Here is a 13,034-nt window from a genome sequence, read left to right as displayed (position 1 = left end):
CATGCACCCCGGCGCAGCTCCTAGCGGACCTCGATCTGGCTCCAGGGATAATCCCGCGCCCCGCAGGCGGGCCGCGCGACGATGCCCAGGAGCGCGGGCGGCCGAGCCGTGATGCCGAACTGGATTTGCAGCAAGGCGCCATAAAGGGCGAGCCGCGCCCGCCACACCGGCTGCGCGTCGGTGGCGTGACCGTCGAGCACGAAAAAGAGGTCATCGCCCGGCTGCCCCAGCGTGCGCAGCACGCCCCCGTGCCAGCCTTGCGGCGCCAGCAGCGCAAGGACGAGGCGGCAGGCCTCGCCCTTGCGTGCGGTCAGCAAATGGAGGTCGAGGGTCGTCTCCTGCCCGGTCACGGAAAGCCCCTGCCCTTCCAGGAAGGCGCGGGCGGCAGCGAGGCGCAGGGGGGTCGGATCCTCTGGCCGATGGCGCGCGGCCAGGAGCTTGAGCCCAATTCCCAGGCCCAGCATCACCGCAACCGCCACAAGAAGGGCGAGGCGCGCCCGTGCAGCGCCGGGGAGCGGAACGCCCGTCATGGCGTCGCCCCCTCGTCCTGGACGGGCTGGAGCGGACGTGGGCCAGGCCGCGCCTCCCCTCCCACCCCGCCGAGGACGAGCACCCCGACAATGACCGCCAGTGTCAGGAGGCCGAACACCCCCTGGCCAGCCGGGCCGTGCAACACGTCATAGTAGCGGGGAAAGGCCGCCAGTACCGCAAGCCGCACAATGTTGAGGGCGAAGACGAGAGCGCCCGCCACCAGCGTCCACCCTACGGCCCGCAGCGTCCAAGGCCGGCCGGAGCGGGCAAGGAAGGTTTGGGCGCAGAGCAGCGTCAGAGCCAGGTTGAGCACCGAGGAACAGGCGGGCGCGATCCACAGCACGCCCGAACCGTCCGCGAGCGGCACCGTATTGTCCACCGCTTGCTCGCCCAGAAGAGCGGCAACCAGGGCCGCGTCCGTCCGCAACAGCGGCCCGCTGAAAACAGACAGCAGCAGGCGGGCCCAGAGCATGGCGAGGGTGAGCGCCAGGAGCAGGGCGGCGGCGCGGCGTCCCTCGGACCCGCGCGGGCTGGAAACCGTCATGTGGACGCTGAGGAGCGTCAACCCGAACCAGCTCGCCTGCCCTACCGGTAGCAAGAAGGCCCCGGTGCAGGCGCAGGCCACCGCGAGGTCGACCCGGCGCACCGGCGCCTCGGGCAAGACCCACACCCGGCCCAGCAGCACCGCGCAGGCGGCCCACACGATGATGGAGACATCGAAGGTGGAATAGATGGCGTCGGCCCAGCCCACCTCACCGATGGCAGTGATGGCGCGGGCGGCAATGCCGTTGCCGAGCCCCACCACCAACACCGCGCACCACAGGTCCCGTCGCTGAAACGCGCGGGGAGGCGGGGCGGCCGCTTCAGCCTTGGCGGCGCTTGCGGATGACATAATAGAGGCCCGCCACGGCGAGAGCCGGCAGGCCAACCCCAGCCAGCGGCCCGGGCGCGCCATGGTGCCCGCCGCCACCGTGATGGCCGCGCTCGCCAGCGTAATCGTCATCGCCCCAGGCCCGGGAGACATCCCCGGCCGCAGAAGCCGTGACGAGGCAGACGCCCAGGATCCCTGCCAGGAAGACGTGGGACAGCATCTGGCCTTTGGGTCTCATGATACGAACCTTTTGGTTTTTCTTCGTTGCTCAAGCTCTGCCTTAGGGGGACACACGCGGGCGCCTCAAATCAACAAAGCGTCAAGGGAACAACAGCCGACCCCTCGAACACCGGCCGCCGCACGGCACGGTGCGTCGGGCGCGCGCGCCGGGCCCCGAAGCCGCTTCCACCGCGATCCTTCGCAGGCAAGGCTTGCACCACCCTGTCCGCCAGGCGGACAGGAGGGGTTTTCCTCTGTTGCATGTCGCCGCACCGGCCTATGCCAGACACATAAGAAAAACCGGAGGACACCATGAGGCCGAGGCGCACCGGCGCGCCAGGAAGACGTGATCGGATGAGATCACGACCCATCCCTTCCTGACCGCCACCCGGACATCTTCTTTGCAGTGACAAGAGCGCAGACGGCCCGCCGCGCCATTTCCCTTCGGCGGCTCACGCCGGCTGACGCGCTGCACCTCGATCTGCCGAGCCGAGGCTGAGACCTCCCGGTCCGCCCGGGTGCCGCCCGCCGCGCGCGTCGGGCGAACGATCCCCCATTGCCAATTCCCGCCCATCAAGAAGGCTTACGGAGGGCCTGAGGACCAATGAGCGCCACACTCACATCATCGCCCGCTCCCGCGCCCCGGCTCAGCCGCGCGCAGTGGCGCATCATCATGCTGGCCAGCCTCGGTGGCTCGCTGGAATTCTACGATTTCATCATCTACGGCATTTTCGTCCAGTACATCTCGGCCCAGTTCTTCCCCACCAGCGACCCCTATGTGTCGCTCATCCTGTCCTTCTCGGTGCTGGCGCTGGGGTTCTTGGCGCGGCCGCTGGGCGGTGTGCTGCTGGGGGGCCTGGGTGACCGCTATGGCCGCCGGCCGGTCTTCATCGCCTCGCTCGGCCTGACGACGCTGGCCACCATCGCCATCGGCCTCCTGCCCTCCTACGCCACCTGGGGCATTGCGGCGCCGCTGCTGCTGGTGGCCTTCCGCCTGGTTCAGGGCATCTGCCTCGGCGGCGAATTGCCGGGCGCTGTGACCTATGCGGTGGAAGCGGCGCCGCGGCGTGCGGGCCTTGCCTGCGGCTTCATCATCTTCTGCGTCAATGTGGGCGTGCTGATCGCCACCCTGGTCAATCTCGGCATCCAATATGCCCTGCCGCCCCAGGATGTCGCGTCCTATGGCTGGCGCATTGCCTTCCTGTTCGGCGGCGTCATCGGCATCATCTCCTTCACCCTGCGCCGGAAGCTGGAGGAATCGCCGGAATTCGTGAACCTGCACGGCAAGGCGTCCCGCCATCCGCTCAAGGAACTGGTGCGCGATCACGGCCGGTCCCTGATCGTGGCCGCCGGCATCGCCGCCATCATTGCCGGCTTCAACGGCCTGCTCTATGGCTTCATGCCCGCCTTCCTGGTGCGTTCGCTCGGCTATGCGGCCCCCGACGTGGCACTCGCCATGACCTCGGCGCTGGTGGTGTCCTCCATTGGCCTCATCATTGCCGGCTGGGCCGGGGATTATGTGCCCGGCAAGCAGATCCTGCGCATCGGCTCGGCGCTGATGGTCGTCACGGTCGTGCCCCTGTTCATGCTGCTGGCCAATCACGGGGCCAGCGTGGTGCTGGTGCTGAGCCTTCTGTCGCTGGTCTTCTCCCTGGCGAGCGGCATCTGGCCCTCCTTGCTGGCCAACCTCTTCCCCACCAAGGTGCGCTTTTCCGGCATCGCCTTGTCGTACAATGTGAGCGTGACCATCCTGTCCGGCTTCGCGCCGCTGGCCGCCACCATGCTGATCGAGCGCACCCAGATGCCTGCCGCGCCCTCGCTCTATATCGCGCTGTGCGCCGCCTTGAGCTTCTGGGCGAGCTTCCACATCACCCGGCGCGACAGCGTGCCGGCCACCGAGGCGCTGGGAACCGAACTGCCCGCCACTGGCGCCCCGCGTCCCTGATCCCCTGGCGTGCGGACCGGCCAACGGCCCGCGCGCCCTTCCCCGCATTCGACTTTCCGCTTTGGAGGACTGAGCCATGGGCGTCATCGCACTGGGCTATCTGGGCATCCGCTCCGACAAGATGAGGGACTGGCGCGATTTCGCCTCCGGCCTCCTCGCCATGCAGGCGGTGGATGTCACCTCCGGCCACGCCACCTTCCGCATGGACGACCAGCGCCAGCGCCTGTTCGTTGCCAACGAGCCCGGCTCGACGCTGGCCGCCATCGGCTGGGAAGTGGAGGAGAAGGGCGACCTCGACGCCTTCGGCGCCCGGCTGGAGGCTGCGGGGGTGGCGGTGAAGCGGGGCACGCGCGGCCTTGCCGACCAGCGCTTCGTGGAAGACCTCATCACCTTCGACGATCCCGACGGCAACCGGGTGGAATTGTTCTTCAACCCCATGCGGGCGGAAGATCCCTTCGTGCCCGGCCGGCCCATTTCCGGCTTCAACACCGGGGCGCTGGGCATGGGACATGCGGTGCTGCACGCCGTGCGCATCGAGGCCCTGCTGCCCTTCTACCGGGATCTCCTGGGCTTCCACGTCTCCGATTACGGGCTCACCCCCTATCCGCTCTATTTCTTCCATGTGAACGGCCGCCACCATTCCTTCGCCATGGTGGGCTCGGGCCAGACGGGCTTCCATCACTTCATGGTGGAGTTCAAAAATCTCGACGATGTCGGCCAGGGCTATGACCTCGCCCAGTTGCAGGAGGGCCGGGTCGCCTACACGCTGGGCCGTCACACCAACGACTACATGACCTCCTTCTACGCCCATTCGCCCTCCGGCTTCTTCGTGGAAAATGGCTGGGGCGGGCGGGTGATCGACCCGGCCACCTGGGAGCCCCACGAGACCTTCGCGGGGCCGAGCTTCTGGGGCCATGAGCGGCTCTATCTGCCCGAGGAGCCTCGCGCGCGGCTGCGCCAGATGCGCCTCGACGCCGCCGCCAACGGCGTTCGCGCGCCCGCCGTCGTGGATTGCCCCTGGCTCTATGGCCACGTCCCCGGCTGAGACCTTCCCTCTTCCCCTGACATTCGCGAGGGACCCAAATGTCCACGCTCACTTCCGCGCCCACCGATACCGACCACATCTTCGACGTTGCCATCGTGGGCCTCGGCCCGGTGGGGGCCTGCCTGGCCAATCTGCTGGGCCTGAAGGGCGTCTCCACCTTGGTGCTGGAGCGCGAGACCAACGCCTACCACCTCCCCCGCGCCGTGCATTTCGACGACGAGGTGATGCGCGTCTTCCAGGCCATCGGCCTCGCCGACGAGATCGAACCTACCACCCGATGCAATCCCGGCATGCGCTTCGTGGATGCGCAGGGCGCCCTGCTTCTGGACTGGCCCCGGCCGCAGGGCGAGAGCCCGCAAGGCTGGCAGGCGAGCTACCGCTTCCACCAGCCGGACCTGGAGCGCATCCTGCGCGCCGGGCTGGCGCGCTTCCCCTCCGTTGAGGTGCGCACCCGCTGCGATGTATTCGCCTTCACCGATGACGGCGCGAGCGTCGAGGTGCGCTACGAAGAGCTGGGCACCGGCACACCGCGCACGGTGCGCGCCCGCTATGTGGTGGGCTGCGATGGCGGCCGCTCGCTGGTGCGCCGCTTCATGGGGTCCTCCCTGGAGGACCTCGGCTTCCATGAGCGCTGGCTGGTGCTGGACGTGATGCTGCGGCGGGACAAGCCGGAGCTGGGCGACCACACCATCCAATATTGCGACTCGGCCCGCCCCGCCACCTATGTGCGCGGGCCCGGCGACCGCAGGCGGTGGGAAATCACCGTGCATCCGCACGAGGACGCCGCCACCATGACCACGCCCCGCAAGGTGTGGGAACTGCTGGCCCCCTGGCTGAAGCCGGAGGAGGCGGAACTGGAGCGGGCCGCCGTCTATACCTTCCACTCCGCCGTGGCCCGCCAGTGGCGCGCCGGGCGCCTGCTGGTGGCGGGGGATGCCGCCCACCTGACCCCACCCTTCATGGGCCAGGGCATGTGCTCGGGGGTGCGCGACGCGGCGAACCTTGCCTGGAAGCTGGAGGCGGTGGTGAACGGCCATGCGGCCGATGCGCTGCTCGACACCTATCAGAGCGAACGCGCGCCCGACGCCCGCGCCTATATCGAGACCGCCATGCGCCTCGGCGGACTCATCAACACCTGCAACACCGAGGCGGCGCTGGCCAGCGCCTTCCGCGACGAAGACGGCGTGGCCCGCCTGAAGAGCCGGGTGCCGCAGCTGGGCGCGGGCCTGGCCGCCGGGCGGGCGGACCGCGCCGGCCAGCGCATTCCCCAGCCGCGCCTTGCCGATGGCCGGCGGCTCGACGAGGCGGTGGGTTACGGCTTTGCCCTGCTGGCGCGCGAAAGCCTCTGGCGCGCGGCCAGTGAAGGGGTCCGGCGCGGCTTCACCGAGGCGGGCATCGCGGTGCTCACCGAGACAGACGGTCCGGCCCTCGCCGCGCTGCTGGACGAGGCGGACGCCTCCGCCCTCCTGGTGCGCCCGGACCGCTATGTGGCCGGCGCGGCCCATGATGTGGCGGAGCTGGCCGCCCTCTCCCAGGCCCTTGCCCCCTACCGGCCGACCCACGCCTCGGCGGCCTGACCCTCGATCCGCCGGAGGTCTCGCCCCGGTCGTCTGCGTCCTTCACCCGCACACGCCACGGGAGCGCCACCGGGATGAGGGGCGTCGACCTCGGCCGCCGCTCATCTCGCAGCGGCGGCGCGCAGGACGGCACCCGCGATCCCCCTGGCGCAAGGGAGCGCTTCGGCACCGGGCTTGACGTGCGGCCGGCGGGGGCGGTTGATCTGATATCGCCGACCCCTTCGGCCGGACGGACCTTGCCATGGACGAGACCGACGCGGCGCCCAGCCCGGCGGGCCTGCACAAGGAACCACAGGACAAAAGCGAGAGCGTGCGGGCCTTGAGCCGCGGCCTCGCGGTGCTGCGCTATGTGAATTCGGTGGGCAGCGCCGGCGCCTCGGCCATCGCCCGCGCCCTCAACATTCCCCGCCCCACCGTCTACCGGCTGATCCAGACGCTGGAGGAGGAAGGCTATCTCTCCTTCTCCGCCTCCTCCGCCCAGGTGCGGGTGACGCGCCTCGCGGCGAGCCTCGGGGACGGCTATGCCGCCCATTCGCGGGTCTGCCAGGCCGCCGGCCCCGTCTTCGGGACGTTCGGGCCGAAGCTCGTCTGGCCGCTGGATCTCACCGTCTATGAGAATGCGGCCATGGTGATCCAGGAGACCACCCACACCCGCTCGCCGCTCTCCATCGACCGGGGCATGATCGGCTACCGCCTGCCCATGCTGCGCACATCCGCCGGCCGCACCTATCTGGCGCTCTGCGCGCCCGAGGAGCGGGTGATGATTCTCGACCATCTCCGGCGCCTCGACGAGCCGGAGGACAAGCCCTTCCTGGAAGAGGCGTGGCTGGCGCGCATGATCGAGGATGTGCGGCGGCGGGGCCTTGGCGTGCGGGACGGGGGCGAGTTCCGCCCCAAGACCTCCAGCATTGCGGCGCCCGTTTTGGTGGAGGGGCGGATGGTGGCGGTGGTGTCCATGATCTGGATCCGCTCGGCCCTCTCCCTGGACGAAGCCATCGCCGCCCATGCGGGCATGCTGCATCAGATCACCCAGGCCATCGCCGCCGGCGCTGCCGCGCCCGCGCCACCCTGAGGACGCTCACTCCACGGGAATCGGGCGGGGCCGGCCGGCCTCGTCAATGGCCACGAAGGTGAAGGTGGCCTCGGTGACCTTGAAGGTCTCCTCGCTGGCCCGCGCCCGGCGCCAGGCTTCCACCTCGATTCGCATGGAGGTGCGGCCGAGCTTGGTGAGCTTGGCGAACAGGCTCACTTCGTCTCCCACCGCCACGGGCCCCAGGAAGGTGATGGCCTCCACCGCCACGGTCGCCGCGCGGCCCCGCGCCCGGCGAGTGGCCACATTGCCCGCGGCCAGGTCCATCTGCGACATGAGCCAGCCGCCGAAAATGTCGCCATTGGGATTGGTGTCCGCCGGCATGGCGATGGTGCGGATGGACGGAACCTCGTCCGGCATCCCGGCCTCTTTGTCACGCATGATGTCCCCCTGTGTTGGACTCCTTTTAGCGATGCCAAACTGAGACCGGAAGCCGCAGGCGGACAGGATTTGCCGGCTTTCATGCCAGCCATCCCCGGCCTTTTCGCATTGACAAAAAGGCCTCCCGCAGATAGGGGACACCCTTCGCGTGGGGACATGCGCCCCATATCCCAGCCCGACCGAAAGAAGCCGGCCCTTCGAGGCTTGGCTGAACACGAAAGCGAGACAAGATGTTCGCGGTCATCAAGACAGGCGGTAAGCAGTATCGCGTCGCCGCCGACGACGTCATCACGGTGGACAAGATCGAGGCCGAAGCCGGCGCGAGCGTGTCCTTCCCGGTTCTCATGGTGGCCGGCGCGGCCACGGTCATTGGTGCCCCCCTCGTTGACGGTGCCACCGTCACCGCCGAGGTGGTGGAACAGACCCGCGGCGACAAGGTGATCGCCTTCAAGAAGCGCCGCCGCCAGAATTCGCGCCGCAAGCGGGGCTTCCGCGCGGAGCAGACCGTGGTGCGCATCACCGAGATCACCGGCCCCGGCGGCGAAAGCGCCAAGGCTGCCCAGACCACCCAGGACGCGCCGGCCGCCGAGGCCGCTGCCGACGCCTGATCTTAGGATTGGAGAGCTCAGATGGCTCATAAAAAAGCAGGCGGCTCGTCCCGCAACGGTCGCGACTCCGACGGCCGCCGCCTTGGCGTGAAGAAGTTCGGCGGCCAAGAGGTCATTGCCGGCAATATCATCGTGCGCCAGCGCGGCACCAAATGGCATCCCGGCACCAATGTGGGCATGGGCAAGGACCATACCTTGTTCGCCCTCATTCCGGGCAAAGTCGAGTTCCGCACCAAAGCCAACGACCGAACCTTCGTATCCGTTGTCCCCGCCCTTGAGGCGGCCGAATAAGCGGCGAGACCTGAAAATGCAGGGTCCCGCCGGTCTCGTCGAACCGGTGGGAGCCTGACATGGGTGTCATTGGCTCCTGAATGAAACCGGGGAGACGGGCAGTCTCCCCGGTTTTGTTTTGTCCGCACGGTCCTGAAGACCCTTGAGGCAAGGAGCCCGCCATGACCATCGTCGAATGCCCGTCGCAGGTCCTGCTCCAGGAGAGCAGTATCCCCGTCCTCGAAACCGAGCGGCTCGTGCTCCGCATGCCCCGGGTCGAGGACGTGCCCGCCATTGCTGCCCTCGCCAATAATGTCCGGATCGCGGAAATGACCGCGAACCTGCCCCATCCCTATCGCCCGTCGGACGCCCGCGCCTTCGTCGACACGCTGGCCGCCACCGCCAACGGCATCACCTTCGCCATTTTCCTCAAGCAGGAAGGCGGCTTCGCCTTCGCCGGCATGTGCGGCTTCGGCCAGCGCAAGGGCGAGACTGCGCCCGAGATCGGCTATTGGATCGGCGAACCCCATTGGGGACGCGGCATCGCCACCGAAGCGGTGCGCGCCATCATCGATTTCGTCTTCTCCGAGACTGACCACGACCGCATTCTCGGCGCCGCCCGCGTGGTCAATCCGGCCTCTCGCCGGGTGCTGGAGAAGTGCGCCTTCCAGTGGTGCGGGGTGGGCCTGTGCCGCGTGAAGGCGCTCGGCGCCTCGGTGCCGGTGGACCGCTTCCAGTTGGAGCGGCGCACCTGGGCCTCGCTGCGCGCCTGGGGCTCCACCGCCCTTCCCCACCATCGCGCCCTCACGCACTGAGGCAGTCGGATCCGCTCCGCCTGGGAATAGGCGGAGCGGGCGGCAGCGGTCCGACGAGCGTGCTTTCCGCGCTCTGACCGCGGGCATGGGCGGGCGTGATCTGCTATCTGGAGGGCAACCGCTCCAGCCAAAGGATCTGCCGCACATGCGTCCGTCCGACGATCTCCCCTATCGCCCCTGTGTGGGCCTCGCCGTATTCGATCGCGCCGGCCACGTCTTCATGGGCCAGCGCGCCGGCGGGCCCGAGCATGTGGACATGACCTATTCCTGGCAATTGCCGCAGGGCGGCATCGACAAGGGCGAAGATCCCTACGAGGCGGCCTTGCGCGAGCTTTACGAGGAGACCTCCATCCGCTCGGTCAAGAAGCTGGGCGAGATCGAGGACTGGCTGACCTATGACATTCCCGGCCGCATCGTCGGCCAGGCCTGGCGCGGCAAGTTTCGCGGCCAGACTCAGAAATGGTTCGCCTTCGCCTTCACCGGCGACGAGGGCGAGATCGAGATCCTCAAGCCCGGCGGTGGCCACCACAAGGCTGAGTTCATGGCCTGGCGGTGGGAGAGCCTGGACCGGGCACCGGAGCTGGTGGTGCCCTTCAAGCGGCCGGTCTATGAGCGCGTGGCCAAGGAATTCCGTCGCTTCACCGTGTGAGTGTTGGAGAGGGGTGCGCCGAGCGCGCGTCCCCTTGCCACCGCCCGCAGGCTCCGCAAACGCAAAAAGGGGAAGGCACAGGCCTTCCCCTTTTCGTATCAGAGCCTTGAAAGCCGCCTGGGCGTCACCTCAGTGGGCGGTGCCGCCCTGCTGGGTCAGCACGTCCAGGACCTGCTGCAGGTCCGAGAGCTGGGACTGCGCCTTCTGCTTGGCCTCGTCAGAGCGGGCATCCGCCAGGTCTTCCTGGGCATCCTTGATGAGCTGGCGCAGATGGTCGAGCTTGATCTCTTCCACCGGCGTGGCGCGCTCGGCGAGCACGGTCAGGCCTGCGCCATTCACCTCGGCAAAGCCGCCGCGCACGAACATGCGCTTGGGCGCGCCCTGGCCGTGAATGGTCAGGATGCCCGGGCGCAAGGTGGCGATGAAGGGCGCGTGGCCCGCGCCGACGCCGAAATCACCCTCGGAGCCGGGGACATCGACGCTGTCCACCTGGCCGGAAAAGATCAGCCGCTCGGGCGAAACGAGCTCAAACGTGAAGTTGGCCATGTCTGCCTCTCAATCCGCCGTCACTTCGCCGGCCCGGCGCCGATCCGGGTCTGGATCGATCCACCTTCGGGTCCGGCAGCGGCCGCGCTCGAGGCGCGGCCGTGCTGGTCATAGAACCGGAACGCCCGTGCGGGGTTCCAGGATCGATCAGGCCGCCTCGGCGGCCATCTTCTTGCCCTTCTCGATGGCTTCCTCGATGGAACCCACCATGTAGAAGGCCTGCTCGGGCAGGTGATCATACTTGCCTTCCACCAGGCCCTTGAAGCCCTTGATGGTGTCCTGCAGGTCGACCAGCTTGCCGGGGGAGCCGGTGAACACTTCCGCCACGTGGAACGGCTGGCTGAGGAAGCGCTCGATCTTGCGGGCGCGGGCCACCACCAGCTTGTCCTCTTCGGAAAGCTCGTCCATGCCCAGGATCGCGATGATGTCCTGGAGCGCCTTGTAGCGCTGCAGGGTCTGCTGAACCTGACGGGCCACGTTGTAGTGCTCCTCGCCCAGGATCATGGGCGAGAGGATGCGCGAGGTGCTGTCCAGGGGATCCACCGCCGGGTAGATGCCCTTCTCGGCGATGGAGCGCGAGAGCACGGTGGTGGCGTCCAGATGGGCGAAGGAGGCGGCAGGCGCCGGGTCGGTCAGGTCGTCCGCCGGCACGTAGATGGCCTGCACCGAGGTGATGGAGCCCTTGGTGGTGGTGGTGATGCGCTCCTGGAGCGCGCCCATGTCCGTGGCCAGAGTCGGCTGGTAGCCCACCGCGGAGGGAATGCGGCCCAGCAGAGCGGACACTTCCGAGCCGGCCTGGGTGAAGCGGAAGATGTTGTCCACGAAGAACAGCACGTCCTGGCCCTGGTCGCGGAAGTGCTCGGCGACGGTCAGGCCGGTGAGCGCCACGCGGGCACGGGCGCCCGGAGGCTCGTTCATCTGGCCATAGACCAGGGCGCACTTGGAACCGGCGGAGGAGCCATTGTGCTCGTGGGGGTCCACGTTCACCTTGGACTCGATCATCTCGTGATAGAGATCGTTGCCCTCGCGGGTGCGCTCACCGACGCCGGCGAACACGGAATAGCCGCCGTGCGCCTTCGCGATGTTGTTGATGAGCTCCATGATGAGCACGGTCTTGCCCACGCCGGCGCCGCCGAACAGGCCGATCTTGCCGCCCTTGGAATAGGGGGCCAGCAGATCCACCACCTTGATGCCGGTGACGAGGATCTCGGCCTCGGTGGACTGCTCCGCATAAGAGGGCGCGGGCTGGTGGATGGCGCGCATGGCTTCGCCGACCACCGGGCCGAGCTCGTCCACCGGCTCGCCGATGACGTTCATGATGCGGCCGAGCGTGGCTTCACCCACGGGCACCAGGATGGGGGCGCCGGTGTCGGTCACCGCCTGGCCGCGCACGAGACCCTCGGTGGAGTCCATGGCGATGGTGCGGACCGTGTTCTCGCCCAGATGCTGGGCCACCTCGAGCACCAGGCGGTTGCCCTGGTTGGTGGTCTCGATCGCGTTGAGGATTTCCGGCAGGTGATCGTCGAACTGCACGTCGACGACGGCGCCGATGACCTGGGTGATGCGTCCGGTGGGGTTCGCCATTTTCGTCGTCCTTTATCCTCGTCCCGCTGCCGTCAGAGCGCTTCGGCGCCGGAGATGATTTCGATGAGTTCCTTCGTGATCATGGCCTGACGGGTCCGGTTGTAGACCAGCGTCTGCTTCTTGATCATGTCGCCCGCATTGCGGGTCGCATTGTCCATGGCGCTCATCTGGGCGCCGTAGAAGGAGGCCTGATTCTCAAGCAAAGCGCGGAAGACCTGGACCGCGATGTTGCGGGGCAGGAGGTCCGCCAGGATCTCGCTTTCCTCGGGCTCATAATCATAGATCACTGCCTCGCCGGCCTTCGCTTCGAAGGTGGCGGGAATGATCTGCTGGGCCGTGGGGATCTGGGCGATCACCGACTTGAAGTTGGAATAGAACAGGGTGCAGACGTCGAAGCTGCCCTGCTCGAACAGGGCGATCACCTTGTGGGCGATGTCCTGGGCGTTGGTGAAGCTCAAGGTCCGCACCGCACGCAGGTCCACCAGCTCGACGATCTGGTTGGGGAACTGGCGGCGGATCTGGTCATAGCCCTTGCGGCCGACGCAGAAGAACTTGACGTCCTTGCCCTGCGCCATCAGCGACTGCGCCCGCTCGCGCGCCAGGCGCACGATGGAGGTGTTGAAGGCACCGCACAGGCCGCGCTCGCCGGTGCAGACCAGCAGCAGGTGCCGCTGGTCGGAACCGGTGCCCGAGAGCAGGAGCGGGGTATCCGCACTGGTGGTCATGCCCCCGGCCAGGTTGCCGAGGACCGCATCCATACGCTCCGCGAACGGGCGGGCGGCTTCCGCCGCCATCTGGGCGCGACGCAGCTTCGCCGCGGCGACCATCTGCATCGCCTTGGTGATCTTCTGCGTCGCCTTCACCGAGGCGATGCGGTTTCTTAGGTCTTTCAGGCTCGCCATC

At 68.1% G+C, this 13,034-nt stretch carries 15 protein-coding genes; 8 read left to right on the top strand and 7 right to left on the bottom strand.

The window, feature by feature from the left end; translation table 11 throughout:
• Window positions 1–20: 20 nt before the first annotated feature.
• Genes PV781_RS12210 through PV781_RS12200 form a run of 3 tightly spaced genes read right to left on the bottom strand, consistent with a single transcriptional unit; the run spans window position 21 to window position 1,640 of the window.
• Window positions 21–530: a hypothetical protein gene (locus PV781_RS12210; protein ID WP_274775898.1), complete on the bottom strand. Its 510-nt coding sequence runs from the start codon at window positions 528–530 to the stop codon at window positions 21–23.
• On the bottom strand, window positions 527–1,423 hold the full coding sequence (locus tag PV781_RS12205; protein ID WP_274775897.1) for an exosortase/archaeosortase family protein: 897 nt from the start codon (window positions 1,421–1,423) through the stop codon (window positions 527–529). The genes PV781_RS12210 and PV781_RS12205 overlap by 4 nt, the downstream gene beginning before the upstream one ends.
• Window positions 1,395–1,640: a hypothetical protein gene (locus PV781_RS12200; protein WP_274775896.1), complete on the bottom strand. Its 246-nt coding sequence runs from the start codon at window positions 1,638–1,640 to the stop codon at window positions 1,395–1,397. The genes PV781_RS12205 and PV781_RS12200 overlap by 29 nt, the downstream gene beginning before the upstream one ends.
• Before the next feature lie 585 nt (window positions 1,641–2,225).
• On the opposite strand from PV781_RS12200, the gene PV781_RS12195 reads away from it, so the two are divergent.
• The 4 genes from PV781_RS12195 (at window position 2,226) to PV781_RS12180 (ending at window position 7,260) form a co-directional block, all read left to right on the top strand.
• Window positions 2,226–3,566 (top strand): MFS transporter, encoded by a 1,341-nt coding sequence (locus PV781_RS12195; protein WP_274775895.1) that lies wholly within the window; start codon window positions 2,226–2,228, stop codon window positions 3,564–3,566.
• Between the two features lie 76 nt (window positions 3,567–3,642).
• Complete coding sequence (locus tag PV781_RS12190) at window positions 3,643–4,611, top strand: VOC family protein (protein WP_274775894.1); 969 nt, start codon at window positions 3,643–3,645, stop codon at window positions 4,609–4,611.
• A 38-nt stretch (window positions 4,612–4,649) separates the two neighbouring features.
• Window positions 4,650–6,188: a bifunctional 3-(3-hydroxy-phenyl)propionate/3-hydroxycinnamic acid hydroxylase MhpA gene (gene mhpA, locus PV781_RS12185; RefSeq protein ID WP_274775893.1), complete on the top strand. Its 1,539-nt coding sequence runs from the start codon at window positions 4,650–4,652 to the stop codon at window positions 6,186–6,188.
• Between the two features lie 241 nt (window positions 6,189–6,429).
• Entirely contained in the window at window positions 6,430–7,260 is an 831-nt protein-coding gene (locus PV781_RS12180; protein ID WP_274775892.1) for a DNA-binding transcriptional regulator, read from the top strand.
• Between the two features lie 6 nt (window positions 7,261–7,266).
• On the opposite strand, the gene PV781_RS12175 is transcribed toward PV781_RS12180, so the two are convergent.
• Complete coding sequence (locus tag PV781_RS12175) at window positions 7,267–7,659, bottom strand: acyl-CoA thioesterase (RefSeq protein ID WP_274775891.1); 393 nt, start codon at window positions 7,657–7,659, stop codon at window positions 7,267–7,269.
• Window positions 7,660–7,889: 230 nt separating this feature from the next.
• Here PV781_RS12175 and rplU point away from each other — a divergent pair, with 230 nt between their 5' ends.
• From rplU to PV781_RS12155, 4 genes are all read left to right on the top strand, one after another.
• The gene (gene rplU, locus PV781_RS12170; protein WP_209099147.1) at window positions 7,890–8,267 is read left to right on the top strand and encodes a 50S ribosomal protein L21; all 378 of its coding nucleotides are present in this window, start codon (window positions 7,890–7,892) and stop codon (window positions 8,265–8,267) included.
• Window positions 8,268–8,288: 21 nt separating this feature from the next.
• Entirely contained in the window at window positions 8,289–8,558 is a 270-nt protein-coding gene (gene rpmA / locus PV781_RS12165; RefSeq protein ID WP_209099145.1) for a 50S ribosomal protein L27, read from the top strand.
• A gap of 161 nt (window positions 8,559–8,719) precedes the next feature.
• Window positions 8,720–9,352: a GNAT family N-acetyltransferase gene (locus tag PV781_RS12160; RefSeq protein ID WP_274775890.1), complete on the top strand. Its 633-nt coding sequence runs from the start codon at window positions 8,720–8,722 to the stop codon at window positions 9,350–9,352.
• A gap of 145 nt (window positions 9,353–9,497) precedes the next feature.
• A complete protein-coding gene (locus PV781_RS12155) occupies window positions 9,498–10,001 on the top strand; it encodes an RNA pyrophosphohydrolase (RefSeq protein ID WP_274775889.1) in 504 nt (167 codons plus the stop codon).
• A 129-nt stretch (window positions 10,002–10,130) separates the two neighbouring features.
• Here PV781_RS12155 and PV781_RS12150 read toward each other — a convergent pair whose 3' ends face one another.
• The 3 genes from PV781_RS12150 to PV781_RS12140 form a co-directional block, all read right to left on the bottom strand.
• Window positions 10,131–10,547, bottom strand: coding sequence for a F0F1 ATP synthase subunit epsilon (locus tag PV781_RS12150; protein ID WP_274775888.1), 417 nt, complete (start codon window positions 10,545–10,547; stop codon window positions 10,131–10,133).
• 147 nt (window positions 10,548–10,694) lie between these two features.
• Window positions 10,695–12,131 carry a F0F1 ATP synthase subunit beta gene (gene atpD / locus PV781_RS12145; RefSeq protein WP_274775887.1) on the bottom strand — a complete coding sequence of 479 codons (1,437 nt, stop codon included), beginning with the start codon at window positions 12,129–12,131 and terminating at the stop codon, window positions 10,695–10,697.
• Between the two features lie 32 nt (window positions 12,132–12,163).
• Entirely contained in the window at window positions 12,164–13,033 is an 870-nt protein-coding gene (locus PV781_RS12140; protein ID WP_274775886.1) for a F0F1 ATP synthase subunit gamma, read from the bottom strand.
• Window position 13,034 lies beyond the last annotated feature (1 nt).

This window comes from Aquabacter sediminis (assembly GCF_028863665.1).
GTDB lineage: Bacteria > Pseudomonadota > Alphaproteobacteria > Rhizobiales > Xanthobacteraceae > L1I39.
Note: the sequence above shows the minus strand (reverse complement) of the source record. Positions and strands in the feature narration are given on the sequence as shown.

Bases quoted from the DNA above. Each gene is read 5' to 3' on its own strand.
- PV781_RS12155 (WP_274775889.1), top strand. From the start codon at position 9,498: ATGCGTCCGTCCGACGATCTCCCCTATCGCCCCTGTGTGGGCCTCGCC.
- atpD (WP_274775887.1), bottom strand. From the start codon at position 12,131: ATGGCGAACCCCACCGGACGCATCACCCAGGTCATCGGCGCCGTCGTC.
- PV781_RS12205 (WP_274775897.1), bottom strand. From the start codon at position 1,423: ATGTCATCCGCAAGCGCCGCCAAGGCTGAAGCGGCCGCCCCGCCTCCC.
- PV781_RS12180 (WP_274775892.1), top strand. From the start codon at position 6,430: ATGGACGAGACCGACGCGGCGCCCAGCCCGGCGGGCCTGCACAAGGAA.
- PV781_RS12200 (WP_274775896.1), bottom strand. From the start codon at position 1,640: ATGAGACCCAAAGGCCAGATGCTGTCCCACGTCTTCCTGGCAGGGATC.
- PV781_RS12210 (WP_274775898.1), bottom strand. From the start codon at position 530: ATGACGGGCGTTCCGCTCCCCGGCGCTGCACGGGCGCGCCTCGCCCTT.
- PV781_RS12195 (WP_274775895.1), top strand. From the start codon at position 2,226: ATGAGCGCCACACTCACATCATCGCCCGCTCCCGCGCCCCGGCTCAGC.
- PV781_RS12175 (WP_274775891.1), bottom strand. From the start codon at position 7,659: ATGCGTGACAAAGAGGCCGGGATGCCGGACGAGGTTCCGTCCATCCGC.
- mhpA (WP_274775893.1), top strand. From the start codon at position 4,650: ATGTCCACGCTCACTTCCGCGCCCACCGATACCGACCACATCTTCGAC.
- rplU (WP_209099147.1), top strand. From the start codon at position 7,890: ATGTTCGCGGTCATCAAGACAGGCGGTAAGCAGTATCGCGTCGCCGCC.
- PV781_RS12150 (WP_274775888.1), bottom strand. From the start codon at position 10,547: ATGGCCAACTTCACGTTTGAGCTCGTTTCGCCCGAGCGGCTGATCTTT.
- PV781_RS12140 (WP_274775886.1), bottom strand. From the start codon at position 13,033: ATGGCGAGCCTGAAAGACCTAAGAAACCGCATCGCCTCGGTGAAGGCG.
- PV781_RS12160 (WP_274775890.1), top strand. From the start codon at position 8,720: ATGACCATCGTCGAATGCCCGTCGCAGGTCCTGCTCCAGGAGAGCAGT.
- rpmA (WP_209099145.1), top strand. From the start codon at position 8,289: ATGGCTCATAAAAAAGCAGGCGGCTCGTCCCGCAACGGTCGCGACTCC.
- PV781_RS12190 (WP_274775894.1), top strand. From the start codon at position 3,643: ATGGGCGTCATCGCACTGGGCTATCTGGGCATCCGCTCCGACAAGATG.